This is a genomic window from Pseudomonas sp. HC1(2025), assembly GCF_058742075.1.
In genome coordinates this window covers 3,360,100-3,387,088 of record NZ_CP196017.1, presented here as the reverse complement: position 1 = coordinate 3,387,088, position 26,989 = coordinate 3,360,100, and the positions used below count along the sequence as shown (strand labels likewise).

General features: G+C 61.0%; 25 protein-coding genes. 9 read left to right on the top strand and 16 right to left on the bottom strand.

Features of this window, described 5'->3' with window-relative positions:
• Positions 1-10 precede the first annotated feature (10 nt).
• The 8 genes from ACSSVH_RS15175 to ACSSVH_RS15140 all read right to left on the bottom strand — a co-directional run bounded on the left by ACSSVH_RS15175 (position 11) and on the right by ACSSVH_RS15140 (position 6,697).
• The gene (locus ACSSVH_RS15175; RefSeq protein WP_169955753.1) at positions 11-418 is read right to left on the bottom strand and encodes a cupin domain-containing protein; all 408 of its coding nucleotides are present in this window, start codon (positions 416-418) and stop codon (positions 11-13) included.
• A gap of 84 nt (positions 419-502) precedes the next feature.
• Positions 503-1,936 carry a MocR-like pyridoxine biosynthesis transcription factor PdxR gene (gene pdxR, locus ACSSVH_RS15170; RefSeq protein WP_169955752.1) on the bottom strand — a complete coding sequence of 478 codons (1,434 nt, stop codon included), beginning with the start codon at positions 1,934-1,936 and terminating at the stop codon, positions 503-505.
• Positions 1,937-2,008: 72 nt separating this feature from the next.
• Complete coding sequence (locus ACSSVH_RS15165; RefSeq protein ID WP_169955751.1) at positions 2,009-2,776, bottom strand: SDR family oxidoreductase; 768 nt, start codon at positions 2,774-2,776, stop codon at positions 2,009-2,011.
• A gap of 17 nt (positions 2,777-2,793) precedes the next feature.
• The gene (locus ACSSVH_RS15160; protein WP_169955750.1) at positions 2,794-3,861 is read right to left on the bottom strand and encodes a phosphotransferase family protein; all 1,068 of its coding nucleotides are present in this window, start codon (positions 3,859-3,861) and stop codon (positions 2,794-2,796) included.
• Between the two features lie 129 nt (positions 3,862-3,990).
• Positions 3,991-4,944 carry a 2-hydroxyacid dehydrogenase gene (locus tag ACSSVH_RS15155; protein ID WP_169955749.1) on the bottom strand — a complete coding sequence of 318 codons (954 nt, stop codon included), beginning with the start codon at positions 4,942-4,944 and terminating at the stop codon, positions 3,991-3,993.
• A 156-nt stretch (positions 4,945-5,100) separates the two neighbouring features.
• Positions 5,101-5,520 carry a hypothetical protein gene (locus tag ACSSVH_RS15150; RefSeq protein WP_169955748.1) on the bottom strand — a complete coding sequence of 140 codons (420 nt, stop codon included), beginning with the start codon at positions 5,518-5,520 and terminating at the stop codon, positions 5,101-5,103.
• Between the two features lie 54 nt (positions 5,521-5,574).
• Entirely contained in the window at positions 5,575-6,069 is a 495-nt protein-coding gene (locus ACSSVH_RS15145) for a DUF4822 domain-containing protein (protein ID WP_169955747.1), read from the bottom strand.
• Between the two features lie 433 nt (positions 6,070-6,502).
• A complete protein-coding gene (locus ACSSVH_RS15140; RefSeq protein ID WP_169955746.1) occupies positions 6,503-6,697 on the bottom strand; it encodes a hypothetical protein in 195 nt (64 codons plus the stop codon).
• Between the two features lie 237 nt (positions 6,698-6,934).
• Here ACSSVH_RS15140 and ACSSVH_RS15135 point away from each other — a divergent pair, with 237 nt between their 5' ends.
• Positions 6,935-8,212 (top strand): HAAAP family serine/threonine permease, encoded by a 1,278-nt coding sequence (locus ACSSVH_RS15135; protein ID WP_169955745.1) that lies wholly within the window; start codon positions 6,935-6,937, stop codon positions 8,210-8,212.
• 42 nt (positions 8,213-8,254) lie between these two features.
• On the opposite strand, the gene ACSSVH_RS15130 is transcribed toward ACSSVH_RS15135, so the two are convergent.
• From ACSSVH_RS15130 to acnB, 5 genes are all read right to left on the bottom strand, one after another.
• Positions 8,255-8,833: an acyl-homoserine-lactone synthase gene (locus tag ACSSVH_RS15130; protein WP_169955744.1), complete on the bottom strand. Its 579-nt coding sequence runs from the start codon at positions 8,831-8,833 to the stop codon at positions 8,255-8,257.
• Between the two features lie 28 nt (positions 8,834-8,861).
• Positions 8,862-9,587, bottom strand: coding sequence for an autoinducer binding domain-containing protein (locus ACSSVH_RS15125; RefSeq protein ID WP_169955743.1), 726 nt, complete (start codon positions 9,585-9,587; stop codon positions 8,862-8,864).
• A 118-nt stretch (positions 9,588-9,705) separates the two neighbouring features.
• Positions 9,706-10,977 (bottom strand): glycosyltransferase, encoded by a 1,272-nt coding sequence (locus ACSSVH_RS15120; protein WP_170057422.1) that lies wholly within the window; start codon positions 10,975-10,977, stop codon positions 9,706-9,708.
• 25 nt (positions 10,978-11,002) lie between these two features.
• Entirely contained in the window at positions 11,003-11,896 is an 894-nt protein-coding gene (locus ACSSVH_RS15115; protein WP_170057122.1) for an alpha/beta fold hydrolase, read from the bottom strand.
• A 314-nt stretch (positions 11,897-12,210) separates the two neighbouring features.
• Positions 12,211-14,820: a bifunctional aconitate hydratase 2/2-methylisocitrate dehydratase gene (gene acnB, locus ACSSVH_RS15110; protein WP_169955792.1), complete on the bottom strand. Its 2,610-nt coding sequence runs from the start codon at positions 14,818-14,820 to the stop codon at positions 12,211-12,213.
• Positions 14,821-15,215: 395 nt separating this feature from the next.
• On the opposite strand from acnB, the gene ACSSVH_RS15105 reads away from it, so the two are divergent.
• Positions 15,216-15,686 (top strand): DUF1289 domain-containing protein, encoded by a 471-nt coding sequence (locus ACSSVH_RS15105; RefSeq protein ID WP_170041082.1) that lies wholly within the window; start codon positions 15,216-15,218, stop codon positions 15,684-15,686.
• A gap of 864 nt (positions 15,687-16,550) precedes the next feature.
• On the opposite strand, the gene ACSSVH_RS15100 is transcribed toward ACSSVH_RS15105, so the two are convergent.
• Positions 16,551-17,417, bottom strand: a complete 867-nt coding sequence (locus ACSSVH_RS15100; protein ID WP_170057123.1) for a universal stress protein — start codon at positions 17,415-17,417, stop codon at positions 16,551-16,553.
• Positions 17,418-17,574: 157 nt separating this feature from the next.
• Here ACSSVH_RS15100 and ACSSVH_RS15095 point away from each other — a divergent pair, with 157 nt between their 5' ends.
• The 3 genes from ACSSVH_RS15095 (at position 17,575) to ACSSVH_RS15085 (ending at position 20,331) form a co-directional block, all read left to right on the top strand.
• A complete protein-coding gene (locus ACSSVH_RS15095) occupies positions 17,575-18,177 on the top strand; it encodes a MiaE family protein (protein WP_170041084.1) in 603 nt (200 codons plus the stop codon).
• A gap of 161 nt (positions 18,178-18,338) precedes the next feature.
• Positions 18,339-19,046, top strand: a complete 708-nt coding sequence (locus tag ACSSVH_RS15090; protein ID WP_169957369.1) for a winged helix-turn-helix domain-containing protein — start codon at positions 18,339-18,341, stop codon at positions 19,044-19,046.
• A gap of 4 nt (positions 19,047-19,050) precedes the next feature.
• Entirely contained in the window at positions 19,051-20,331 is a 1,281-nt protein-coding gene (locus ACSSVH_RS15085; protein WP_169957368.1) for an ATP-binding protein, read from the top strand.
• A 165-nt stretch (positions 20,332-20,496) separates the two neighbouring features.
• On the opposite strand, the gene ACSSVH_RS15080 is transcribed toward ACSSVH_RS15085, so the two are convergent.
• Together ACSSVH_RS15080 and ACSSVH_RS15075 are read right to left on the bottom strand one after the other, a co-directional pair.
• On the bottom strand, positions 20,497-21,288 hold the full coding sequence (locus tag ACSSVH_RS15080) for a MipA/OmpV family protein (RefSeq protein WP_169957084.1): 792 nt from the start codon (positions 21,286-21,288) through the stop codon (positions 20,497-20,499).
• A gap of 92 nt (positions 21,289-21,380) precedes the next feature.
• Entirely contained in the window at positions 21,381-22,268 is an 888-nt protein-coding gene (locus ACSSVH_RS15075) for a LysR family transcriptional regulator (RefSeq protein WP_170041597.1), read from the bottom strand.
• A 131-nt stretch (positions 22,269-22,399) separates the two neighbouring features.
• On the opposite strand from ACSSVH_RS15075, the gene ACSSVH_RS15070 reads away from it, so the two are divergent.
• Genes ACSSVH_RS15070 through ACSSVH_RS15055 form a run of 4 tightly spaced genes read left to right on the top strand, consistent with a single transcriptional unit; the run spans position 22,400 to position 26,976 of the window.
• Positions 22,400-23,218 carry an HTD2 family dehydratase gene (locus ACSSVH_RS15070; protein WP_170057126.1) on the top strand — a complete coding sequence of 273 codons (819 nt, stop codon included), beginning with the start codon at positions 22,400-22,402 and terminating at the stop codon, positions 23,216-23,218.
• A 28-nt stretch (positions 23,219-23,246) separates the two neighbouring features.
• Positions 23,247-24,410 (top strand): acyl-CoA dehydrogenase family protein, encoded by a 1,164-nt coding sequence (locus ACSSVH_RS15065; protein ID WP_169957080.1) that lies wholly within the window; start codon positions 23,247-23,249, stop codon positions 24,408-24,410.
• A gap of 10 nt (positions 24,411-24,420) precedes the next feature.
• Entirely contained in the window at positions 24,421-25,770 is a 1,350-nt protein-coding gene (locus ACSSVH_RS15060) for an MmgE/PrpD family protein (protein ID WP_492633396.1), read from the top strand.
• 9 nt (positions 25,771-25,779) lie between these two features.
• Positions 25,780-26,976 carry a CaiB/BaiF CoA transferase family protein gene (locus tag ACSSVH_RS15055; protein WP_169957078.1) on the top strand — a complete coding sequence of 399 codons (1,197 nt, stop codon included), beginning with the start codon at positions 25,780-25,782 and terminating at the stop codon, positions 26,974-26,976.
• Positions 26,977-26,989: the final 13 nt, after the last annotated feature.

The following is a 26,989-nucleotide window of genomic DNA, read 5'->3' as shown; positions in this document are numbered from 1 at the left end:
CTCCTACCGTTCAGTTTTGCGGTGGCAGGGGCGTCAGCACCTCGGCCTTGTCATCCAGCACCATCACCACCAGCAGCCTGGCCGGCTGGGTCTGGCTGGCATTGCTTGATTCGAAGTGGCGCGAACCGGCGGGTTCGTAGAACGATTGCCCGGCCTTGTAGGTAATGGCCTGTTCATCATTGACGCGCGAGGTGATTTGCCCCTCAAGTACGTAGGCCACTGCCGTGCCGGTATGGCTATGGGGCACGGTGGCCTGGCCCGGCGCGTAATCCACGGTGAGCATGAGGGTTTTCTTGCCGGGTACGTTGCTCAAGGCGTGCTCTTGCAGGACCTTGATCGATTCCTGGTTGTACACCGGCTCGTGGGCAAAGGCGCTAAGCGAAGCCAGCAGGAGGGTGGTGCCGAGCAGTGTTTTCATGGTGCGGGGTTCCTATCGTTTCAGATCCCCTCACCCTACGCCCGGGCGCGCGGCGTACCTATAACCAATCTGCTGGAAAACCCCTCAGCCAATCTGCTGCAGGATATCGCGCACCTTGTCCAGGGACGGGTCGATGTCCAGGGTCTCGATGGCGCCAAAACCGATGATCAGGCCGCTACGCACCGGCGCCTGATGGAAAAACACATCCAGCGGATACAGCCCGACTTCCACCTGCCGCGCCAGTTCGATCAGCAGGGGGATGTTGATCGGCACTTTGCACAGTGCCGCCAGGTGGAACCCGGCCACGCTGGGCACGGCCTCGAACCAGGGTGACAGGTCGCCGGCCAGGCGGCTGAGAATGCGTTCGCGGCGGCTACTGTAGACGGTGTGACAACGCCGGATGTGCTTGAGCAGGTAGCCTTCGCTGATGAACTTGGCCAGGGCCCATTGCGGCAGGGTCGAGCTGTGCTGGTCGCTCAGTTGCTTGGCCTTGAGCACCGCGCCGCGAATGGCCGGGGGCAGCACCGTATAGCCCAGGCGCAGCTCCGGCAGCAGGGTTTTGGAGAAGGTCCCGACGTAGGCGACGATGCCCCGTGTATCCATACTCTGCAGGGCGTCGGTGGGGCGGCCTTCGTAGCGGAACTCACTGTCGTAGTCGTCCTCGATGACAATCGCGCCCAGGGCCAGCGCCCGCGCCAGCAGCGCTTCGCGGCGTGGCTGGCTCATGGGGATGCCCAATGGAAACTGGTGGGACGGGGTGACGTAGATCAGCCGGGTGCCCTCGGGAATCAACTCGACCTGGATCCCCTGCGCATCCAGCGGCACGCCGGCCACGGTGGCACCCATGGCTTCGAACAGCAGGCGCGCCGGGGTGTAGCCGGGGTCTTCCATGGCGACAATGCTGCCCGGTTCGAGGACCACGCGGGCGATCAGGTCCAGTGCCTGCTGGGCACCGTTGCACACCACAATGTCGTCATCCCGGCAGTTGACCCCTCGGGAAAACGCGATGTGCCCGGCAATCGCATTGCGCAAGGCCGGCAAGCCCTCGGGCTGGCCGTAGAAACCACTGTTCTGGGCGATGCGGCGCAAGGCGTCCTGGGTGCAGCGCCGCCATTCGTCCTGGGGGAACAGGCTGCGGGTGGTGGCACCGCCGATGAACTCGCAGCGCAACGTGCTCTCGCGCGTCGGGTGGCGCATGGGCGAGGGCAGGGCTTGCCACTTGGCGAGGTTGGCGGCGCAGGCCAGGTCGGCCGCACTTTGCAGGCCCTTCGGCCGCAGCGCATGGGCGCTGACGAAGGTGCCACGGCCGATCTTGCCGATCAGCAGGCCTTCGTAGGTCAGGGTGGTGTAGGTGTCGGACACGGTCTTGCGCGAGATCCCCAACTGCTCGGCCAGCAAGCGGCTGGGTGGCAACTGCGCGCCAGCGGCCAGGCGTCCTGACTCAATGGCGTCGCGCAGTTGCTGGTAAAGCTGTTCGGCCAGGTCCTTGCGGCCCTGGATGACGACGTGCAGTTCCATGTTTCATTCCGAGGCGATCAATCCTGCCAAGGTTACTCGTATGCAAGGGCAACGCCGATCAAAAATGTGGGATCAGGAGAGGAACCCACCGTCCACATTCAGCGAAACGCCGGTGGTGTAGGTTGACGCATCGCTGGCCAGGTACAGCACCGCGCCGGCCATTTCGCTGGGGTCGGCTACGCGCTTTAGGGGGATCTGGGCCAGGGCCATGTTCAGGATCGATTCGTTTTTCACCAGCGCCGAGGCGAACTTGGTATCGGTCAGGCCTGGCAGCAGGGCGTTGCAGCGGATGCCGAACGGCGCGCATTCCTTGGCAAACACCTTGGTCATATTGATCACGGCGGCCTTGGTCACCGAGTAGATGCCCTGGAAGTGCCCTGGGGAGATGCCGTTGATCGAGGCCACGTTGATGATGCTGCCGCCGCCGTTCTCACGCATCAGCTTGCCGGCTTCCACCGACATGAAGAAGTAGCCACGGATGTTCACGTCGACGGTTTTCTGGAACGCGCCGAGGTCCGTGTCCAGCACGTTGCAGAACTGCGGGTTGGTCGCGGCGTTGTTGACCAGGATGTCCAGGCGCCCGAACTGCTGGCGAATGCCGGCAAACACCTCGCTGATCTGCTCCATCTCGCCGATATGGCAGGCGATGGCCGTGGCCTTGCCGCCGGCGGCGATGATCGCATCGGCCACATGCTGGCAGCCGTCGATCTTGCGGCTCGAGACAATCACGTGGGCGCCTTGCTGGGCCAGCAGCTTGGCAATGGCTTCACCGATGCCACGGCTGGCGCCGGAGACAAAAGCGATCTTGCCGTCGAGGTCGAACAGGTTGGTCTTGGACATGGTGGTTCCTTGTCGGGTCAGAGCGTGGATTTGTGGATGACGTTCAGGCTCATCTGCTCCAGCAGCTTGTTCATGTGAATGAACTGCGCGAAGCGTTTGTCCTGGGTCTGGCCATGGAAGAAGCGGTAGTAGATCTGCTGCACGATGCCGGCCAGGCGGAACAGGCCGTAGGTGTAGTAGAAGTCGAAATTGTCGATCTGGATGCCTGAGCGCTCGGCGTAGTAGTCGACAAACTGGCGGCGGGTGAGCATACCGGGAGCGTTGCTCGGTTGGCGGCGCATCAGTTGCACGGGCGCGGGGTCAGCGGCTTCGATCCAGTAGGCGAGGCTGTTGCCCAGGTCCATCAGCGGGTCGCCCAGGGTGGTCAGTTCCCAATCCAGCACGCCGATGATTTGCATCGGGTTGTCGGGGTCGAGGATCACATTGTCGAAGCGATAGTCGTTGTGCACGATGCTTGAGGTGGGGTGGTCGGCGGGCATCTTGTCGTTGAGCCAGGCGCGCACGGCTTCCCATTTCGGGGCGTCGGGGGTCAGGGCTTTCTCGTAGCGATCGCTCCAGCCGCTGATCTGGCGTGCCACGTAACCTTCGGGCTTGCCCAGGTCGGCCAGGCCGCAGGCGTGGTAGTCCACCTGGTGCAGTTCGACGAACTTGTCGATAAAGCTCTTGCACAGGGCTTCGGTGCGTTCTGCGTCCAGGCCCAGCTCCGGCGGCAGGTCCGAGCGCAGGATGATGCCCTTGACCCGCTCCATTACATAGAATTCGGCGCCGATCACCGATTCGTCGGTGCAGTGCACGTAGGCCTTGGGGCAGTAGGGGAAGCCATCCTTGAGCTGGTTGAGAATGCGGAACTCTCGGCCCATGTCGTGGGCTGACTTGGCCTTGTGCCCGAAGGGCGGGCGCCGCAGCACGAATTCCTGTTCGGGGTATTCCAGCAGATAGGTCAGGTTGGAGGCGCCGCCCGGAAACTGGCTGATTCTGGCGCTGCCACTCAGGCCCGGGATATGGGCCTTGAGGTAGGGGTCGATGAGGCTGGCATCCAGTTCTTCGCCGGGGCGAATCTGGGTGGATTGGTCATTGAGCGCCATGCTTATCCCTTCTGCTTATTCTTGAGGCCTTGGACTATTGGCTAATCTAATGCGCACAGCCGACCCGCCACAAGGCGGCGACGGCTTAATAGGCTAGCGTGTTGGACGGCAATCAGCGTGCCTGATCGGTCACTTTTCGGGCGCAGGCAAGGCGACCGGTGTAAGGACCGGGCGCCCGGCGAAGTATTCGAGCAGGTTGTCTGCCACCCGTTGCACGGTGTCGTGGGCCGCTTCAGGCGACAGCCCGGCCACATGCGGGGTGAGTACGGTGTTGCTGAGCCGCTTGAGGGCGTCGGGCACGTTGGGTTCATCATCGAACACGTCCAGCGCTGCCCCGCCGATGCGCCGTTGTTCAAGGGCGCTGATCAGGTCGGCAGTGACGATCACGCTGCCCCGCGCGATGTTCACCACAAAACCGTTGGGGCCCAGGGCATCCAGGGCCTGGCGGTCGATCAGGTGGCGGGTGCCAGGGCCGCCGGGGGTGGCGATGACCAGGAAGTCGGAGTTGCGGGCCAGTTCCACTGGCGTGGCGCAGTAGGTGTAGTCCACATCGTTGCGGGGCTGGCGGCTGTGGTAGCTGACCTGCATGTCAAACCCCAGGGCCGCGCGCCGGGCAATCGCCAGGCCCACCGCGCCCAGGCCGAGGATGCCCAGTTGCTTGCCGGCGAGGGACGGGCGCATGACCTTGGGCCATTCGCTGCGGCGTACTGCGGCATCGGCCCGGGGAATATCGCGCACCATCGACAGCAGCAGCGCCATGGCGTGGTCCGCCACCGACGGTGCATTCACGCCGGCACCGTTGGTCACCACGATCCCGCGATTGCTGGCGGCCTGCAGGTCCACCTGCTCGTAGCCTGCGCCAATCACGCAGATGATTTGCAGCAAGGGCAGGGCGGCGATCTCATCGGCATGCAAGCCCAGCGGGCCACGGGTCAGCACGGCCTGGATCTGTGCGCCATGGCTCTTGATGGCCTGGCTGCGTTCGGCCGGTGTCGGGGCCAGGATCACATGAAAGCCATTGCTCTCGATGATGGGCAGGTAGTCATTGATGGTTTCAACCAGGACCAGAACAGTGGCGGGCATGGGGCGGCTCTTGTTGTGGGGTTTGAGTCCTGGATTATGCGGCATTTTTTGCAGTGCGAAATGCTTGCGGGTGAAAGATCTTCCCTGGATGCAAGGCTTTGGCGCGGGGATGCCAGCGTCTGCATAGGCTGAAGACGCTGTGCATCGAGTGGGGTATTACTGGGCCTGGCGTACCTTGTTCTGTTCGGCCTGGGCGATTTCCTTGAAATCATAGGTCGGGAAGAACTCGGTCCTGTAGGTCCCCCATGCGGTGTTTTCCAATGCCAGGTTGACCGCTGACAGGCGAGAGGCGGGCAGGCGTAGGACGATGACCTGTCCGATACCCATGGTGATGTTCCAACTGACGACTTCTACGCCCGCCGGTGGAAACACCTTATAGAACTCCTGTTTGGCCAGTTGTGCCCTTAGTTCGCTTAGTGGGCGTGATTGGTCATGTTTTAGAAATACCGTCAGCATGACTGCATTGTCGGGAGTGGCAACAGGTTCTTTGGCTATCGGTTGTGCATTGGCACCGCTCGAAATAAGGGCGGATAACCAAACGGTAGATATCAGTAAGGACTTGAGTTGGGTTTTCATAGGTAGTGTCTTTTTGTTGGTTTTATGGATATTGCGTGGGGTATTAATATGAAGTTAGTGGGAGGTGGACGTTTTGATCGGCCCTTTGTAAGGTGCGTGAACAACATAGATGCGCACGGTTTCATTAGTTTCGAGCATGTCGCGCGGGACTTCCCGAGAGTAGGTGAACTCCTGGTTGTTCAAGACTTCCAGCCGGCGCACCACGCTTCTGATCGGGCCTTTGTCGGGCACCAGGATGTGGTTTTTCTTGTCGCCCGTGACCAGGAAGTAACCGCCGCCGCCATGCTCATACTTTGACAACCCCGTGTCGGCGTAGAAGAACTCATAACGATTGCGCTCCGGGTCCCACATGGAGATGCCAACCACCCCCGGGTACTTGTCCTTGACGTCTACGTGCGGTGCGCCCTCGATGTAGACCTTGGTGGTCAGCCACTGAGGCGAGGCGGCCAGTGCGCGAATATCGGACGTTGCCCATTGTGCCTGGCTGGTGAGCGGGGTAAGCAGCCCAGCGAGAAAAAGGCCTGCAAAAATAGCATTGTATTTACGCATTAAATAACTCCGGGAGGGAATTTGATAAGTTGTTTTTTTGTTGTTGTCTATATTGGGGCGGGGGAAATATAGGGCTGATAGGGAGCGCTATCAATGCCTGGGTATATGTTTGTAACAATTCCATTGGTAATTAAGTTAAAAGATAATTTGAATGTTAAATATGAAGTGGGATAGGTAAGTAGGCCTATTCCTACAAATAGGTCGGCGTAACTTGCAGGTTTTAAGTATGTATAAACTTTGTGTTTGGGTGGCGCTTATAGGGTTCTTGGCTGATTGAGCGCAGTTGCACTGCTCACCCATTCCTCATCGACACCTGTGCATGTTCAAGCGTGTTCTGGGCCGTTGCATCCCAGCCACGGGGCGACGGCGGGGCGGATAGAGGGCGACGAATCTATTGCGCAATAGATCCGTGCCTTGGGCAGGTCGCGAACGTTTAGCCGATTCGAGGTGTGGGGATCAGGGTGTTGCGAGGCTTGGGCGCGGCGGTGTATTCAACGCCACCAAACGAGAAGGTTTGATTCTGGGGTTGCTTGAGCTTTTCCCGTGCCTCGATGTGATCGGCAACGCAAGACGTTACGCTATCGACCAATTGGCCGGCATTGAACAAATTCAGTCCTAATGTAGTCATGCTTGAGTCTCCAGGGTTTGGTAAAGAGCGCTTTTTGAGTGGCCCGCACTGGCGTAACGTTCCGGGTTCAAACAAATTGTCGTCAATCTGATTTATCTGCTACGCACAACCATTCCTCAGCTAAGTCTTTGCTTATTCAAGCGAATCCCGGACAATCGCGCCCCTGTTGCGGTTGTGGCGCTGCCTGTCAGGTTTTTCTGACTCGTCGCGATCGTATGAAAGCGGAGAACCGAGCGGATGAATGATCAGGCCAATAGCGTCGATGAACGCTACGCAACGACACCTGTAACCCTCACGGGCTGGAGCCGCCAGGACACGACCTGGATGCTTGGCCTGTTCGGCACGGCGATTGGTGCCGGTACTTTGTTTTTGCCCATCAACGCAGGTTTGGGCGGCTTCTGGCCGTTGCTGATCCTCGCGTTGCTGGCGTTCCCCATGACCTACTACGCACACCGTGGCTTGACCCGGTTTGTGCTGTCGGGGCGTGCGGGCTCGGACATCACCGAGGTGGTTGAAGAGCATTTCGGCATCAAGGCCGGTGCGCTGATCACCCTGCTGTACTTCTTTGCCATCTTCCCGATCCTGCTGATCTACAGCGTGGCGCTGACCAACACGGTCGGCAGTTTCATGTCGCATCAGTTGCACATCGAGCCACCGCCACGGGCGCTGCTGTCGTTCGTGCTGATCCTGGGCCTGCTGGCCGTGGTGCGTTGCGGCGAGCAGGTGATCGTCAAGGCCATGAGCCTGATGGTCTATCCGTTTATCGTCGCCTTGCTGTTTCTGGCGGTGTACCTGGTGCCGCACTGGAACGGCGGCATTCTCAGCACTGCCAGCACTGTGCCGGCACCGTCAGCGTTGCTGCACACGCTGTGGTTGGCGATTCCGGTGATGGTGTTCTCGTTCAACCACTCGCCGATCATCTCGGCCTTTGCCGTTGACCAAAAGCGCCAGTACGGCGCCCACGCCGAAGAGCGCAGCTCGCAGATCCTGTCCCGCGCGCACCTGTTGATGGTGGCGATGGTGATGTTCTTCGTGTTCAGCTGCGTCCTGACCCTGTCGCCAGGCCAACTGGCCGAGGCCAAGGCGCAGAACCTGTCGATCCTGTCTTACCTGGCCAACCACTTCGATAACCCGACCATCGCCTTTGCTGCGCCGTTGATTGCGTTCGTGGCGATTGCCAAGTCGTTCCTGGGCCACTACATCGGTGCCAGCGAAGGCCTCAAGGGCCTGATCGTGAAGAGCGGCCGTCGTCCGGGCGCCAAGGCCCTGGACCGCATGACCGCAGGCTTCATGCTGGTGGTGTGCTGGATCGTGGCCACGCTCAACCCGAGCATCCTGGGGATGATCGAGACATTGGGTGGGCCGATCATCGCCTCGATCCTGTTCCTGATGCCGATGTACGCGATCCGCAAGGTGCCGGCCATGGCCAAGTACCGCGGGCAGATGTCCAATGTGTTCGTGACCCTGGTCGGCCTGGTGGCCATCTCCTCGCTGATTTACTCGCTGATCCCTTGATGTGACCAGAGCCGGCTACCTCGGCTTTATTCGTACATTCAGCTAGGCAACGGCCGACTGCGCCTGTAACGCGAGTCGGCCGTTTTTCTGCCAGGCAGGAAAACTCAGCGCTACCACATGGTCTTTGTTCACCCGTTGCGGGGAGCCGAGGCGACTCAGCTGCACGCCATTTTTCAGGAAGTAACGCTCCAGCGCCGGCGTGGTCACCGCCACCACCCGGTTGGCGCCTTGGCTCCAGGCATGGTGCAGGCTGTTCCACCAGACGCGCATCGGCAGGCGGCCTTTTTCCAGGGCGCGGGCGGCAAAGCGCGACACTTCCCAGGTGTCACTGCTGCGTGGGCTCGGCTGGTCGCACAGAAAGCCGAAGACTTCCGACAGCAGATAAGGTTGTGTGGTTGGCAGCAGCCGCGCGCAACCGCAGACCTGGCCTTTTGGGTCCAGGGCGAGGATGTGGCGCGTGTCGGCCTGGTCGAACTGGTCGAATTCGCGTTGGGGCAGGGCGTAGGTGGAGTCCAGTTGCCAGCCCAGTTGCTGGATGAACACTTCGTGCCGGTAGCGACCCAGATCGTCCTCAAGGGCTGCAGACAGTTCATGGTGATGGCGGGTGATGATGCTGATCATTGGATGTCCTTATCGTGATCGGCGGGCCCTAGATCAGGCCCAGTGCGGCGGCATAGGCAGCCGCCAGTGTCTTGTTGGCCGCCCCGAATTTCTTCTGGATGGCCTTGAGGTGAAAATTCACCGTGTTGATGGAGATGGTCAGGATCAGCGCGATCTCGCCTGAACTCTTGCCATCGGCGGTCCACTGCAAAATCTCCCGCTCCCGCTGGCTGAGGCAGACCGACTGATGGCAGCGTTCGCTATGGCCAAGGTCTGTCAGGCGCTGTGTCACCTGTTCGAGGATGCAGCGCAGGCGCAATTGAATCTCGTCGCTTTCGGCCTGGGAAATCTGGTCCTGGCGCCGGGCCACCGACAGTACCCGCAGCGAATGATCGTGGCTGCGAATCGGCAGTGTGGCGCCGATGCACAAGCCCCAATCCCGGGCTTCCAGCCATAGCTTGCGGCTGTTATCAAACAGTGCGTCGTTCCACAGCACCATCTCGGTGGAACGCAAGCCACTGAGAATCGACGGATCGACCGCCGCGTAGTTTTGCTCCTTGTAATGCTCCAGCCATGTTTCGGGGTAGGAGCCGTAAATCTTGGTTTTAGGGCGGGTAAAGGGGGTCAGGTGGCGTACGCCATAGGCGTAGTACTCGAACCCCAGTTGCAACACTTCCCGCTCCAGCAGTGCGAACACTTGTGCCCCTTCCTGTTGCGTGAGCATCTCTATCCGCAAGCGATTCCACCAGCGGATGAGGTCGTTCTCCTTCTCCATGGACAGTCGCCTCGATTCCTGGAACCTTTGGCAATCTAGCCCACGAGATATTTCTGTCAAACTTTTCCGGCGCTGTGCCGACGGCTCTGGCACGGTACTTTTGCCGTGGAGGCCGTGTTTATGACGCTCGGCACAGGCGAGGCAGGGAGTGGCGCGCGTGGCACTGCTCAATGGCCATGACCGCTGTTTCACAGGACGCAGCATCCGTGGGCATCAGGTTGCTCGCCCGAAGGCAGGCCCCTTGCAACCGGGTGTCATGCAAGAGCGCTGAGATCGCACCTTGCAGGTCATGCCTGTCCAATGGCAGGGCAAGACGTATCCCACACCCCATGCGCACCAGTCGTTCGGCGTTATCGAACTGGTCATGGGCAATCGGCAGGACAATCTGTGGAATGCCGGCCGCCAGGGCCAGGCTCATGGCGCCAATGCCGCCGGGGTGGACCAGGCCGGCGGCGCGGGGCAACAGCGAACTCATCGGCAGAAACGGACACTGCAGCACAGTGGGTGGCAGGTCTTTGAGGAGTGGCCGATCACCGGTCAGAAAAATCCCACGTGCGCCGACCCTGTGCAGCGCTTCCAGGGCGAAGCGGTAAAACTGCTGGTCGAAGTGCTCAGTGGAACCTTGGGTGAAGACAATGGGGGCCGATCCTGCATCCAGGAAGGCCCGGGTCTGTTCATCGAGCCCCAGGGTGCCACCGTCGAACAGCGGGAAACCGGCCATGTGCAAGGGTTGTGGCCAGTCTTGCTGTACGGGGGCGAACCATTCGGGGAACAGGCAAATCACCCCGTGGGGCGCATGCATCCATTGGCTGAAGATGTTCTTCGCCACGCCTGGCAAACCACGCTTGCGACGTAACGCATTGATTTGTGGGGCACAGGTTCGGTCCAGGCTCAGGTATTCGATCCCGCGCCAGAGCAATTTGCGCACCGTCAATGGCAAGCGGGGCGACACATTGAACGTGGGGTGTACGGGCGGCAAGTGGGCCGACAGCAGCGTTGAGGGAGACACCTGGACGGAAAGGTAAGGGAAGCCATATTTTTCATGGGCGATTCGAGCGCCCAGGGCCCACAGCGAGCCCACCACCACCGTATCGTCGGTGTTATGGGCGGTTACATAATCGTAGACCGGCTCTAAAAGGCCGGCGATGGCTTGCCACAGCACGGCGAAGGAGGTTTTCGGATCCCACAGCCGAGGATCGCCCATGGCGGCGTTGTAGGTCGCTTCATCGCACAACGGCACGAACGCCAGGCCCCGTGCCTCGATGGTGCGCTGAAACGCCGGCATGCTGCACAGCGTCACCTGGTGGCCGCGCAGGGTCAGGGCCGCGCCCAGGCCGATGAAGGGAAAAACGTCACCGGCCGATCCGATGGCAATCATGATTACTCGCATCATCTACATCCTTGCTCAAAAGTGTTCAGGCGAAGCTCAACTGCGCTTGCTGAGGGGGCGGCACGCAGAACGCCTCTGGCCGGGCGTCATGCTGCCTCAGTAGATGGCCGAGCAGCGCGCGGTGCACGCCGTTGGCCGCGGCCCTGGACTCCAGATCGAGAAAATGCCCGCTGCACTCGGCCGTGGAGAAGCTGCAGTCGCGGATGTACTGTTTGAAGCGCTGCACGTCCATGGCGCTGGTGTACTCGTCCCAGGCACCGTTCAAGAAGTGCACATGGCTATCGATGTTCGACAACTGCGGCAGGTAAGCCCCTTCATTGAGCTTGAGGGCCTGGTCGATATGGAATCGCGCTTGATGTTGTTCGGCGTTGATCAACTGCGCCATGTGCTGTTGATTGGCGGTCTTGAGCCGGGGCGGCAGGTGCTTGCCCAGCGTCTGGTTGAGCAAGTGGCCGATACCTGCATTGTCATCCCGGGCCATGAGGGCCTGGGCACCGCTGACGTAGTCGAGCATCGGGCCGTTGAGTCCGGGGGCAAATGACATCACCACCGAGCTTTCGATGTTGTCCGGCTTTTGCGCGAGGGCCAGCAGGGTCGACAGGCCGCCCCAGGAGGCGGAGACCAGATGGTGAATGTTGAAGCCTTCGATCAGCGCCAGCAGGATCTGTACTTCGTCGTCCTTGGTCACCAGGCAGCGGCTCGGGTTGTGAGCCCGGGAGTTTCCGGCGAACGGTAAGTCGAACAGCACCACGTTGAAGTGTTCGGCCAGGCATTTGCTGGTGCGGGCAAAGGCCGATGTGGTGGCCATGGCGCCATTGACCAGCAGTACGTTCTTTTTATCGGGGGCATCGCCGATTTGTTCCACCGACACCGCATAGTCCTTGAAGACGTTCTTGATCACGTATTGGTTGCGCCACATAACACACCTCCATTAATCACTTAAAAACGGGTGAGAGCGCCCCTGCCACCGGGTTCGGGCATCGAGGACAAGGTTTGGCTGTTTTTATTAGAAGTAGTACGGCATACAGCGCGAGTACATCCAAAGCAGGCAGATCCCATGACGCGGGCATCAGGGTGTAGAGAGTTTCGGTCTTCAAGGTGTGGCGGGACAACTACCTGATCTGGTAGGTCGTGGGAGAAAGGCCGTCGACAGCCAGTGCCTGGCAGGTTTTTCCAGGCATAAAAAAACGCCGCGTACCTTGCGATACGCGGCGTTCTTCACATCAACAACCCTTAGGCTTGAACCACCGGGATGTTGGCGCTTGCTGCGATTTTTCGGAACTCGGCGATCTGGTCGAAGTTCAGGTAGCGGTAGACGTCACTGGCCATGGTGTCCAGTTTCGCCGCGTAGCCCATGTACTCTTCGACGGTCGGCAAGCGACCCAGGGTGGAAGCGACTGCCGCCAACTCGGCCGAAGCCAGGTAGACGTTCGCGCCATCACCCAGACGGTTCGGGAAGTTACGGGTCGAAGTCGACACTACAGTGGAGTTCGGCTCAACACGAGCCTGGTTACCCATGCACAGCGAGCAGCCCGGCATTTCCATGCGCGCGCCAGCCTTGCCGTAGATGCCGTAGTAGCCTTCTTCGGTCAGTTGGTGAGCATCCATCTTGGTCGGCGGCGACAGCCACAGACGGGTTGGCAGCTGACCCTTGACCTGCTCCAGCAGCTTACCGGCAGCGCGGAAGTGACCGATGTTGGTCATGCACGAACCGATAAACACTTCGTCGATCTTCTCGCCAGCAACGCTGGACAGCAGACGGGCGTCGTCCGGGTCGTTTGGCGCGCAGAGGATTGGCTCGTTGATTTCGGCCAGGTCGATCTCGATGACTTCGGCGTATTCGGCGTCGGCATCGGCTTCCATCAGCTCAGGGTTGGCAACCCAGGCTTCCATCGCTTGGGCACGGCGTTCCAGGGTACGTGCATCACCGTAGCCTTCACCGATCATCCAGCGCAGCAGGGTGATGTTGGAGTTCAGGTACTCGGTGACGGAGTCTTTGGACAGCTTGATGGTGCAACCGGCAGCCGAACGTTCGGCCGAGGCGTCGGACAGCTCGAAAGCCTGCTCCAGCGTCAGGTCGTTCAGGCCTTCGATTTCCAGGATGCGGCCGGAGAAGGCGTTTTTCTTGCCTTTCTTCTCAACGGTCAGCAGGCCGGACTGGATCGCGTAGTAAGGGATGGCATGCACCAGGTCACGCAGGGTGATGCCAGGTTTCATTTTGCCTTTGAAGCGCACCAGGATCGATTCCGGCATGTCCAGTGGCATTACGCCAGTGGCTGCGGCGAACGCTACCAGGCCAGAACCGGCCGGGAACGAAATGCCCATCGGGAAACGGGTGTGGGAGTCACCACCGGTACCCACGGTGTCTGGCAGCAGCATGCGGTTCAGCCAGCTGTGGATGATGCCGTCGCCCGGACGCAGCGATACACCGCCACGGGTCATGATGAAGTCAGGTAGGGTGTGGTGGGTGGTCACGTCGATCGGCTTTGGATAGGCCGCGGTGTGGCAGAAGGACTGCATCACCAGATCGGTCGAGAAGCCCAGGCATGCCAGGTCCTTGAGTTCGTCACGGGTCATGGGGCCAGTAGTGTCCTGGGAACCCACGGTGGTCATCTTCGGTTCGCAGTAGGTGCCTGGACGAACGCCTTTGCCTTCTGGCAGACCGCAAGCCTTGCCGACCATTTTCTGGGCCAGGGTGAAACCCTTGCCGGTGTCGACAGGGGCTTCAGGCAGCTTGAACAGGTCGGTGGGGCCAAGACCCAGCTCGGCGCGAGCCTTCTCGGTCAGGCCACGGCCGATGATCAGCGGGATACGGCCGCCGGCACGAACTTCGTCCAACAGGACCGGAGTCTTCATTTCGAAGGTGGTCAGGACTTCATCGGTGCCGTGCTTGCAGACTTTGCCAGCATGCGGGTACAGGTCGATCACGTCGCCCATGTGCATGTTGGTGACGTCGAATTCGATTGGCAGTGCGCCAGCATCTTCCATGGTGTTGTAGAAGATGGGAGCGATCTTGCTGCCGAAGCAGAAGCCGCCAGCGCGCTTGTTAGGCACATAAGGTACGTCGTCGCCGAAGAACCACAGTACCGAGTTGGTCGCCGACTTACGGGACGAACCGGTACCGACCACGTCACCGACGTAGGCGATCGGGAAGCCCTGGCCGCGCATTTCTTCGATCTGCTTCATCGGGCCGGTCTTGCCTTGCTCGTCCGGCACGATGCCTTCACGGGCCATTTTCAGCATGGCCAGGGCGTGCAGCGGGATGTCAGGACGGGACCAGGCATCGGGGGCAGGGGACAGGTCGTCGGTGTTGGTTTCGCCGGTGACCTTGAACACGCGCAGGCTGATCTTGTCGGCCAGGGTCGGGCGGTTCTTGAACCACTCGCCGTCGGCCCAGGACTGGATCACTTCCTTGGCGTGCTGGTTGCCGTTCTTGGCTTTTTCCGCGACGTCGTGGAACGCATCGAACATCAGCAGGGTGTGCTTGAGCTGGGCAGCTGCAACGGCCGCCAGTTCGGCGTCGTCCAACAGCTCGACCAGGGTCACGATGTTGTAGCCGCCTTGCATGGTGCCGAGCAGTTCAACAGCGCGTTTTTTGTCGATCAGGGGAGAAGAAACTTCGCCCTTGGCCAGGGCAGACAGGAAACCGGCCTTGACGTAGGCAGCTTCGTCAACGCCTGGTGGAATGCGGTTGGTGATCAGGTCAACGAGGAACTCTTCTTCGCCAGCCGGGGGATTTTTCAGCAGCTCGACCAGGCCTGCGGTTTGTTCGGCGTTTAGCGGCTGGGGAACGATACCCAGGGCTGCACGCTCTTCGATATGTTTGCGGTAGGCTTCAAGCACAGTTATTACCCTCATCAGTGGTCCCACGGGACGCTCATCCAGACATGCACGGCACGCAGGCGCTCGAGGGCTTTTTGGGCCGTAGAGCCAGCGCTGCCGGCATTTCTCACAGAAGCTGCTTTCAAAGTTTTACGCCTGCAGAACGGAGCTGATGAGGGTTGGTGCTGGTTATTTGGAGGGTAAATAACCAGCGCCAACACCGTTCTGAAGGAACGACTGTGCTCGTGACGCTTTGAAAACAGCTTCCAACGGATTATTTGGCGCCTTACAAGGCCGGATGATTCTACGGCAAAAAATTTCTAAAGGTAAGTTGCCGCAGCAAGTTTGCAGGGTGATGAACCTTAGACAAAGGGCTAACATGGGCCACTGTTTCGCTGATTTGTGCGCTGCCACCCATGTCCAATCACACCATCAAGACCCCCTGCATCGGCCTGTGCTCCACGGTTTACGGCGATCTCGTGTGCCGGGGCTGCAAGCGTTTCCACCACGAAGTGATCCAGTGGAACGGCTATGGCGAGGAAGAAAAGCGCGCAGTATGGCTGCGGCTTGAGCAACTGCTGGTGCAGGTGATGGCGGGCAAACTGGAGGTGTTCGACCCCAAACGGCTGCGCTGGCAGTTGGAACAGCGCAAAATTCGCTTTGTGCCGCACCAGTCCGAATACTGCTGGGCCTACCAGTTGATCGCCCGGGGCGCCCGGGTGATCAACAACCTGGACGCCTATGGCATGGTGCTGATGCCCGAGTTTCGCGACTGGAACCTGCCGGAACTGCGCGATGCCATTGATCGGGAGTTTTTTATCCTGTCCGAAGCGCATTACCAGCGCTACATCGCGCCAGGCTTCCTCAAGGATGCACTAGGCCACTGACTGTCGCTGATCAACCTGTGGGAGCGGGCTTGCCGGCGATGGCGCCAGTTCAGTCAGAGATGTATCAACTGACCTACCGCTATCGCAGGCAAGCCAGCTCCCACAATTGCTCTGCGGTGTGGCCAAAATATCCTGCCCTGCCAAGATCCCCTGTAGGAGCGGGCTTGCCCGCGATGGCGCCAGTTCAGTCAGAGTTGTATCAACTGACCCACCGCTATCGCAGGCAAGCCAGCTCCCACGATTGTTCTGCGGTGTGGCCAAAATATCCTGCCCTGCCAAGATCCCCTGTAGGAGCGGGCTTGCCCGCGATGGCGCCAGTTCAGTCAGGGATATATCAACTGACCCACCGCCATCGCAGGCAAGCCAGCTCCTACAATTGTTCTGTGGTGTGGCCAAAATATTCTGCACCGCCAAGATCCCCTGTAGGAGCGGGCTTGCCCGCGATGGCGCCAGTTCAGTCAGGGATACATCAACTGACCCACCGCCATCGCAGGCAAGCCAGCTCCTACAATTGTTCTGTGGTGTGGCCAAAATATCCTGCCCTGCCAAGATCCCCTGTAGGAGCGGGCTTGCCCGCGATGGCGTCAGTTCAGTCAGGGATACATCAACTGACCCACCGCCATCGCAGGCAAGCCAGCTCCTACAATTGTTCTGTGGTGTGGCCAAAATATCCGGCCCTGCCAAGATCCCCTGTAGGAGCGGGCTTGCCCGCGATGGCGCCAGTTCAGTCAGGGATATATCAACTGACCTACCGCTATCGCAGGCAATCCAGCTCCTACAATTGTTCTGTGGTGTGGCCAAAATATTCTGCACCGCCAAGATCCCCAGTGGGAGCGGGCTTGCCCGCTCGCACATGTTTGATCTTCATTTTGCCTTGCTGGCCAGTTCCTCCAGGTGATCGATGATGCTCTGGGGCTTGAGTACCAGCACGTCGCTCTCCAGTGCATCGAGCACCACTTCCGCTGTATTGCCGATCAGCGCCCCGGAAATCCCGGTGCGTGCCACGGTGCCTATGATCGTGACCGCCGCGCGCAGTTTATGGGCGGCATGGGGGATCAGCACATCGGCCGGACCTTCTTCGATGTGCAGCCGGCTGTCGTCAATGTCGAACTCGGCCTGGAACGCCTTGCACTGCTCGCGATAGCGGGCCTCGATGGTTTCCTTGAGTTGGAACACCGGGTCAGCCGCCGACAGCATGGGCGACGGATGGGCGCTGATCACATGTAACTGGCCCTTGGCCAGGCTGGCGATGTCAAAACCATGATCGACGATGGCGGCGTGCAGGGCTTTATGCTCGTTATCGAGGTTGCCCACGTCGATGGCCGCCAGGATCACCCCGTCGGTCCATGGGGTCGCTGTCTTGACCAGCAGCACGGCGGCCGGGCACAAGCGCAGCAGTTTCCAGTCTTCGGGTGTCAGCAGGGCCTTTTTCAGCGGGCTGTCGGGGTAGTGCTGCTTGATCACCAGCTTGCAGCTCTCGCTCTGCTGCACCCTGATGATGGTTTTATGCATGTTGTTGTGCCAGGCCTGTTCGGTGCTGACGCTATAGCCATCCTCTTGCAAGCCGGCCTTGAGCAAGCTCAACAAGGCCGAATGCTCATGCTTTTCATCGCACACCAGCAAATGCAAGTGAGCGTCGGTCACCCCGGCGATCAGCTTGGCGCGCTTGAGCGCCAGGCTTTCCGAGTGTTCGGGCTCGATGATCACCAGGATTTTGCCAATTTCGTTCATGAGCGGGATCTCCAAGGGTGGGAAGGACAAGGCTTCGAACAACTATAGTTGTTGCCCGCCGTACGTCATGTTGATGCACATCAAGGCCCGTGACTGGTGGTCTGCGGCGGGGTCGGTATAATCGGCGGCCTTTTGTGATCCTTTGCCCGTGAGCCCGATGAACCTGCCCGAAATCCATGAATTCCTCGGTTGCCGCACCCCTGACGCCTGGGTCCAGGCCGCACTGGCCGACCAGGAAACCCTGCTGATCGACCACAAGAATTGCGAGTTCAAGGCCGCCAGCACCGCCTTGAGCCTGATTGCCAAGTACCACTCCCATGTTGACCTGATCAACATGATGTCGCGCCTGGCCCGCGAAGAACTGGTCCACCACGAGCAAGTCATGCGCTTGATGAAAAAGCGCAAGATCGAACTGCGCCAACTGCACGCCAGCCGCTATGCCTCGGGCTTGCGCAAAGTGGTGCGCAGCCACGAGCCGGTGAAACTGGTGGATACCCTGGTGGTGGGCGCCTTTATCGAAGCGCGCAGTTGCGAGCGTTTCGAAGCACTGGTGCCGCATTTGGACGAAGAACTCGGCAAGTTCTACTTTGGCCTGCTGAAAAGCGAGGCGCGGCACTTTCAGGGCTATCTGAAGCTGGCCTATCAATACGGCGAGGCCAAGGATGTGGCCCAAGTGATCGAGCGGGTCCGCGCCGCCGAGCAGGAACTGATCGAATCACCGGATATCGAGTTCCGTTTCCACAGCGGCGTGCCGGCCTGATCTCAAACGCCCGTGATAGACTGCGGGCTATTTGTAAAAAACTCTTAAAAACATGAAGTTTGCGTCAAAGCCCTGCTGTATGGGGCCCTGCGTGCGCTTGTGGATCGCTGTTGCCCACTATAATGCGCGCACTTCAATCGGCGCTGGCACAGTGGAAACTTATGGAAAACTTGGGTCTGGGCAAGGTCCTGCTCGTTGAGGACGATGAGAAGCTGGCAGGGCTGATCGCGCATTTTCTGTCACAGCATGGCTTTGAAGTGCGCGTGGTGCACCGGGGCGATGAGGCGTTGGCGGTGTTCCTGGCGTTCAAACCGAAGATCGTCGTGCTCGACCTGATGCTGCCCGGCCAGAGCGGCCTGCATGTGTGCCGTGAGATCCGTAATGTGTCCGACACCCCCATCGTGATCCTCACCGCCAAGGAAGACGACCTGGACCATATCCTCGGCCTGGAGTCCGGCGCCGATGACTATGTGATCAAGCCGATCAAGCCGCCGGTGTTGCTGGCACGCTTGCGGGCCTTGCAGCGCCGCCATCTGCCGGAGCCGACGGTGCGCGGTTCCCTGGCGTTCGGCCAGTTGGCGATTGACCGCAGTTGCCGAGGGGTGAGCCTGGGTGACGAAAAGATCGACCTGACCACCATGGAATTCGAACTGCTGTGGTTGCTGGCCAGCAGTGCGGGCAAGATCCTCTCGCGCGACGATATCCTCAACCGCATGCGCGGGATCGCCTTTGACGGGCTCAACCGCAGTGTCGATGTGTATATCAGCAAGCTGCGCAACAAACTCAATGACAACCCCCGTGAGCCGGTGTGCATCAAGACCATCTGGGGCAAGGGCTACCTGTTCAACCCGTTTGCCTGGGAGGTCTAGCCCGATGTTGCGCCTGTTCCTGCGTCTGTACATCATCCTGGCCCTGGGCCTGGCCGGGGCGATCTGGCTGGTGAACTACACCTTCGATGAATTGCTGCCCGAAGCCAACGAGACCTACAACCGCGAAGCCATGCGCGGCCCGGCCTACGGCCTGGTGGAGCAATTACGCCCGTTGCCGGCGGGCGCAGCTCGCGAGGCGCGCCTGGCCGAGCTGCAAAAGCACTATGGATTGCGCCTGGGTTTTATCGACCGCAAGGCGGCGGGATTCGACCCTCGCGAGCAACAAATACTGGCTGACGGCAAGTTGGTGGTGCGCGGCGACTTCATGGAGTTCATCACCGAAATCGACGGCGGCGCGCAGTTGCTTCAGGTCAAACTCCCGGTGGAACCGCGCTGGCTGTACCTGTGGGCCTATAGCCTGTTGGGCCTGTGCCTGGCCATCGTCCTGTATTTCTGGGTGCGCCCGCATTGGCGCGACCTGGAGCATATCCGCGTGGCGGCCCAGGGTTTTGGTAACAATGACCTGGGCTCGCGCATCTTGCTGCCACGGCGCTCGAGCGTGCGCGAGCTGGCCGGGCACTTCAACCAGATGGCCGAGCGCATCGAGCACCTTATCGCCAACCAGCGTGAGCTGACCAACGCGGTGTCCCATGAGTTGCGCACCCCGATTGCGCGCTTGTCGTTTGAGCTCGATCAACTCAAGCAGGAAGCCGACCCGCGCCAGAGCCGCGCGCTGATTGGCGACATGTACGCCGACCTCGGCGAGCTGGAGGATATGGTTTCTGAGCTGTTGACCTACGCCAGTCTTGAGCGTGGCGCGACGCAGGTCACCCGCGAGAATATCGAGGCGCAAAGCTGGCTCGACAGTGTGATCGGCAGCGTGGCCCTGGAAGCCGAGGCCGAAGGCGTGCAGTTGTCGCTGCGCACCTGTGAAGTTGATTTCATCCAGATCGAACCACGGTTTATGGCGCGCGCGGTGATCAACCTGCTGCGCAATGCCATTCGTTACGCGGAGCAGCGGGTAGAGGTATCGTTGGTCAAATTTGGCAGTGGCTACGAGGTACGGGTGTGCGACGACGGCCCCGGCGTACCCGAAGACGGCCGGGAGAAAATCTTCCAGCCGTTTATGCGCCTGGACGCCAGCCGCGACCGCCGCACCGGCGGCTTTGGCCTGGGCCTGGCGCTGGTGCAGCGGGTCAGCCAGTGGCATGGCGGACAGGTGCAGGTGCTGGATTCGCAGTGGGGCGGGGCGTCGTTCCGCATGACCTGGGCCTACGCCGACTAACCTTTTGCAAACTCATGAAGGTTGTAAATGTGGGGCTGGCTAGTCGGGTCGCCGCCTCGCTGCGATGGTCGTAAACGATGACGTTGGGTACCTGACACTCTGTGGCGATCTATTGGGCCGCCATCGCAGGCAAGCCAGCCCCCCCTGTCTGATTGGGTTTGCAAATCAAAAGCTGTAGTTCAACACACCCATCACCGACGTCTGCATCCTGCGTTCCACAATCGGGCTTTTGCCCGCATCACCGGACAAATACTGCACATCCAGCAAGGTCGAGAAGGTTGTGTGGTCGCCCAGCGGCACGCTCCAATCGAGGTTCAAGCCCCGGCTGACCATCCCACCCTTGGCGTCATACGCGCGAAAGCGGCTGCTTTGGGCTTGGCCGGTGGTCACGCCATACCAGGTCTGCACATAGTTGCCATCGCCAAAGCGGCTGTTGAGGCTGGCGTCCACGGTGCCGTAGTCACCGTCATACAGGTTGGTGCCAATGCTCAGTTCCAGGGAGGTAAACGCCTTGCCGCTGTCTTTTTTATCGTCTTGCTCCAGCGCATGTTCCAGGGTTGCGCCGAGGATTGCGGTGCCCAGGGTATAGCTGGCACTCACGCCGAACTGCGGCCGCGACTTGATTTGACCCATGCCCTTGAGCCGGTCAGAGCCCAGGTGGGTGCTTTTTTTCTGGTCTTTGCGCGCAGTGCTGGCGCCGACATAGGCATTGAAACTGAGGTTGTCATCTTCATAACCCCAGCCCAGCCCCTTGTTGGTATCGAGAAAAATCCCCCACGGGCTGACGACATTTGCGCCGAGCATGGGCGCGGTCATGCGCTCATTGCTGCCGCTGTAGCGCGGCAGGTTGGCTGCCCCGGCTTGCAGGCTGTATTGCCAGTCGGCGGCGGCTGACAGTTGGGTGCAGCTGATCAGGCACACAGAAGTGGCAGCGAGGTAGATCGTTTTTGAACGCATGATGGCCTTCGTCGTTCCAAGGGAGGCTCAAATCCTAGGGACGGCGGGGGCAGGGGTCTTTGACAGCTTTGTCGGGAAACTGTCAAAGACTGTTAAACGGCTGGCCTCAGGGTCGCAATCAGCGCGCGGATCGCGCCCGGCAGGGCATCCAGCTCGCGCACCAGGATGCTGCGTTCGCGCACCGCCCAGCTTTCATCGAGCTTGATGCTCACCAGTTGCATGGTCCGACTGTGCCGCACGGCGGCGGACTCGGGGATGATGCCGATGCCGACTCCGGCCTCGACCATGCGGCAGATGGCTTCGAAACTCGACATCTGGATGCGCAGGGACAGTTGCTTGCCCAGGTGCTCGACGTGTTCACGCAAGAAGCTGAGCAAGGTGCTGCCTTCGTGCAGGCCAATATGCTGATAGGCCAAGGTCTGTTCCAGGGTCACTGACGGCTGGTTGGCCAGGGGATGGCCCACCGGCACCGTCAGCACCAGGTGGTCAGTGCTGAAGTGCAAGACCTGCAAGCCCGGCGCCTGCACGGGGCCGGCGATGATGCCCATGTCACTGGTGCCGTCGAGCACCCCGCGCACGATGTCACGGGACAGGCGCTCCTGCAGGTCGACCGTCACGCCGGGGCGCTGGGAGAGGAAGCCAGCGAGGATTTCCGGGAGAAACTCGGTGACTGCGGTGGTATTGGCAAAGATACGGATATGCCCGGCGGAGTCGGCGCCATATTGGGTGAATTCGCTTTTCAGGTAATCGACCTGGCGCATGATCAGCCGCGCGTGGTGCAGCAGCCGTTCACCGGCCGGGGTGACTTCCACGCCGCGACTGTCGCGGTACAGCAGGCGCGTATCCAACTGGCCCTCCAGGGCCTTGATCCGTGCACTGGCGGCTGCCGGCGAGAGGAACGCACGCTTGGCACCCTGGGTCAGGCTGGGGGATTCGGCGATATGGATAAACAGGCGCAGGTCGGCCAGGTCGAAGTGCATGCAAGGCTCCCAGGTGAAGATAGCGGCGTTCAGCATAGCCGAACGCTGGTTTATTGAAATGCAAATTCTCAGAACGGCCAGGCGCTTGCATGATCCGGGGCAGACACTCACTGCCCGAGGACCTGCCCCCGATGAGCGCCACTGATTGGATTGGCCGAAGCGAAACCGCCCACGACCATTTGAGCCGTAACCTACTCAAGCGTATTGCCGCCACCTTCGGCGAGGCGGTGCCGGACGACGGAGCAGATTTACCACCGCTATGGCAGTGGTGCTTCTTCCAGGACCCGCTGGCGGAAACCGCCCTGGGCGCCGACGGCCACCCGGCCCGTGGCGGCTTCCTGCCGCCGGCCGATAACCGCAACCGCATGTGGGCCGGTGGGCGTATCGAGTTCCTGCACGCCTTGCGTGCCGGTGAGGCGGCGACCCGCGTGTCGACCATCACCCAGGTCGAGGAAAAGACCGGGCGCAGCGGTTCGTTGCTGTTTGTCACCGTGCGCCACGACTACTCCCAGGAGGGCCGCCTGGCAATCCGTGAGGAACAGGACATCGTCTACCGCGAGCCCACACCGCCCAAGGCCGGCAGCGGCGATGCCCTGGCCCGGGGCGACTGGTACGAGGCGATCGAGCCCACGCCGACCTTGCTGTTTCGCTACAGCGCCGTGACCTTCAACGGTCACCGCATTCACTACGACTACCCCTACGTGACCGGCACCGAAGGCTATGCGGGGCTGGTGGTGCATGGGCCGCTGATCGCCACCTTGAGCCTGCGCGCCTTTTGCCGGGCACATCCCGAAGCCACCTTGCGCCGTTTTGCCTATCGCGGCGTGCGCCCGTTGATTGCGCCACAGGCGTTTGAGGTGGGCGGGCGAGTGACGGCGGCCGGTGTCGCCCAGCTGTGGGCCGGTAACGCTGCTGGCCTGGCGCAGCAGGCTGAAGTGCATTTCGAATAATCCAAGAACAACAGGCGGAGAGCCGTTAATGAACCCCCATGACAACGAAGAACTCAACGCCATCCGCGAAGGCGTGCGCGCCTTGTGCGCTGAATTCGACGCCGCTTACTGGCGCAAAATCGATGAAGAAAAGGGTTTCCCCGAAGCCTTCGTCAAGGCCCTGACGGACGCTGGCTGGCTGTCGGCGATGATTCCTGAGCAATACGGCGGTTCCGGCCTGGGCCTGGCCGAAGCCTCGGTGATCCTCGAGGAGGTCAACCGCTGCGGCGGCAACTCCGGCACCGTCCATGGCCAGATGTACAACATGTTCACCCTGTTGCGTCATGGCAGCGAGGCGCAAAAGCGCTTCTACCTGCCCAAGCTGGCCAGCGGTGAATTGCGCCTGCAGTCCATGGGCGTTACCGAACCCACCACCGGCACCGACACCACCAAGATCAAGACCACCGCGATTCGGCGCGGCGACAACTACGTGATCAACGGGCAAAAGGTGTGGATCTCGCGGGTGCAGCATTCCGACCTGATGATCCTGCTGGCGCGTACCACGCCGCTGGCCGAGGTGAAGAAAAAGTCCGAGGGCATGTCGATCTTCCTGGTGGACCTGCGCGCGGCCATCGGCAACGGCCTGACCGTGCAGCCCATCGCCAATATGGTCAACCACGAGACCAACGAGTTGTTCTTTGACAACCTCGAGCTGCCCCTCGACAGCTTGATCGGCGAGGAGGGCAAGGGCTTCAAATACATCCTTGACGGCCTCAACGCCGAACGTACGCTGATCGCCGCCGAATGCATCGGCGATGGCCGCTGGTTTATCGAAAAGGCCAGTGCCTATGCCCGCGACCGCGTGGTGTTTGGCCGGCCCATCGGGCAGAACCAGGGGGTGCAGTTCCCGATTGCCGAAGCCCATATCGAAATCGAGGCGGCGGACCTGATGCGCTGGCGTGCCTGCGAGGAATACGACCGCGGCGTCAATGCCGGGGCCAGCGCCAATATGGCCAAGTACCTGGCGGCCAAGGCGTCCTGGGAAGCGGCCAACGCCTGCCTGCAAACCCACGGCGGCTTCGGATTTGCCTGCGAGTACGACGTGGAGCGCAAATTCCGCGAGACGCGCCTGTACCAGGTGGCGCCGATCTCCACCAACCTGATCCTGTCGTACGTGGCCGAGCATCTGCTCGAGCTGCCACGCAGCTTCTGAGGGCCTGAGCATGAGCCATACCCAAGACTTGTGCCGGTTCCTCGCCGAGTTGAATGACGCGCAATTGCCCGACGCGGTGCTGGCGCGTATCGAAGAACTGTATCTGGATTGGCTGGCCTCGGCGCTGGCCAGCCAAGGTTCGCACCCGATTCCCTTGTTCGAGCGCTATGCACAAAAGATGGGCCCGGCCACCGGGCCTTCGCAGATAATCGTCAACGGTGGCAGCAGCAGCGCGTATTTTGCCGCGCTGGTCAACGCGGCCTCATCGCACCTGGTGGAGCAGGACGACCTGCACAACAGTTCGGTGCTGCACCCCGCGACGGTGGTGTTTCCCGCTGCCCTGGCGGCCGCGCAAGACCTCGGCAAATCCGGTCGCGAGTTGTTGTTGGCCGCGGTGGCCGGTTATGAGGCCGGGATTCGCATCGGCGAGTTCATGGGCCGTTCCCACTACCGGATCTTCCACACCACGGCCACAGTCGGCACCCTGGCGGCGGCGGTGGCCGTGGGCAAGTTGCTGGACTTCAACGAAGAACAATTCATCAACCTGCTCGGCAGCGCCGGCACCCAGGCCGCCGGGCTCTGGGAGTTCCTGCGCGATGCGGCTGATTCCAAGCAGTTGCACACCGCCAAGGCCGCAGCGGATGGCTTGCTGGCCGCGTACCTGACGGCGGATGGCCTGAGCGGTGCGCGCAATATCCTCGAAGGCGAGCAGGGTTTGGCGGCGGGTATGTCCACTGACGCCAAGCCGGGCAAATTGTCCGCGGGCCTCGGTAGCCGCTGGGCGCTGCTGGAAACCTCGTTCAAGTTCCACGCTTCGTGCCGCCATACCCACCCGGCCGCCGATGCGTTGCTGGACTTGATGCAGCGCGAAGGCCTGGCCGCTGCGGATATCGCCAGGGTCGAGACCCGCGTGTACCAAGGCGCTATTGATGTGCTCGGCCGCGTGACCGTGCCCGCCACCGTACACCAGGCCAAGTTCTCCATGGGTACCGTGCTCGGCCTGATTGCTGTGCACGGCAAAGCCGGGCTTACCGAGTTTCATCAGTGGGCCCTGAGCGATCCCGCCGTCGCTGCGTTCCGCGACAAGGTCAGCATGATCTTCGACCGCGCAGTCGACGACGCCTATCCGCAGCGCTGGCTGGGCCGCGTCACCGTGACCTGCGTCGATGGCCGCACGTTGCATGGTGCGATTGACGAGCCCAAGGGCGACCCGGGCAACACCCTGGACCGAGTGCAGTTGGCGGACAAGTTCCAGCGCCTCTGCCAGTTCAGCGGCGCCCGCACGCCGGCCCAGGCCAGCGCCTTGATCGAAAAAGTCTGGAACCTGCGCAACGCCGTATCCATGGCCCATTGGCTTTGAGGAATTGTCATGACTGCTAATCAACGACCGCTGGACGGCATCACCGTGGTCAGCCTGGAACACGCGATTGCTGCGCCGTTCTGTACCCGCCAACTGGCCGACCTGGGGGCGCGGGTGATCAAGATCGAACGCCCGGGCAGCGGTGATTTTGCCCGTGGCTACGACGAGCGCGTGCGCGGCCTGGCCTCGCATTTTGTGTGGACCAACCGTTCCAAGGAAAGCCTGACCCTGGACCTCAAGCAGGCGGAGGCCGGCGCTATCCTCGACACCTTGCTGGCCGATGCCGACGTGCTGGTGCAGAACCTTGCACCCGGTGCGGCGGCGCGTATGGGGCTCGCGTTCGAGGCGCTGCAGGCGCGCTTTCCACGACTGATTGTGTGTGATATTTCCGGCTACGGCGAAGGCGGGCCCTACGAGAAAAAGAAAGCCTATGACCTGCTGATCCAGAGCGAGGGCGGTTTTCTTTCGGTGACCGGTGGCCCCGGTGAAGAGCAGATGGCCAAGGCCGGTTGTTCCATCGCGGATATCTCCGCCGGCATGTACGCCTACAGCGGCATCCTGTCGGCACTGCTATTGCGCGGCAAGACGGGCAAGGGCAGCCGCATTGACGTGAGCATGCTCGAAAGCCTGGTGGAGTGGATGGGCTACCCGATGTACTACGCCTTCGACGGTGCCCCGCAGCCACCGCGGGCCGGCGCGGCGCATTCGACGATCTACCCCTACGGGCCGTTCCCCACCGGTGATGGCGGCACGGTGATGCTCGGTTTGCAGAACGAACGTGAATGGGCGGCGTTCTGCGACAAGGTACTGCTCACCCCGACGCTGGCGACGGATGAACGCTTCTCGGCCAACTTCAAGCGTTCGGCCAACCGCGAAGTGCTGCGCCAGATCATTGTCGACAGCTTTGCCCAACTCGACACCGAGGCCGTGATCCAGCGTCTGGAACACGCGCAGATCGCCAGTGCACGGGTCAACGATATGCAAGGCGTGTGGGACCACCCGCAACTCAAGGCCCGCGACAGCTGGCGTGAAATCGACAGCCCGGCCGGGCCGTTACCGTCGTTATTGCCACCTGCGCGTAACGCCGCGTTTAGCCCGCGTATGGACGGCGTACCGGGGCTGGGGCAGCACAGCCAGGCAATTCTCCAGGCGCTGGGCTACTCGGGTGAGGCCATCGACAGCCTGCGCGCGCGCGGCGTTATCTAATCAGGAGTTCTGT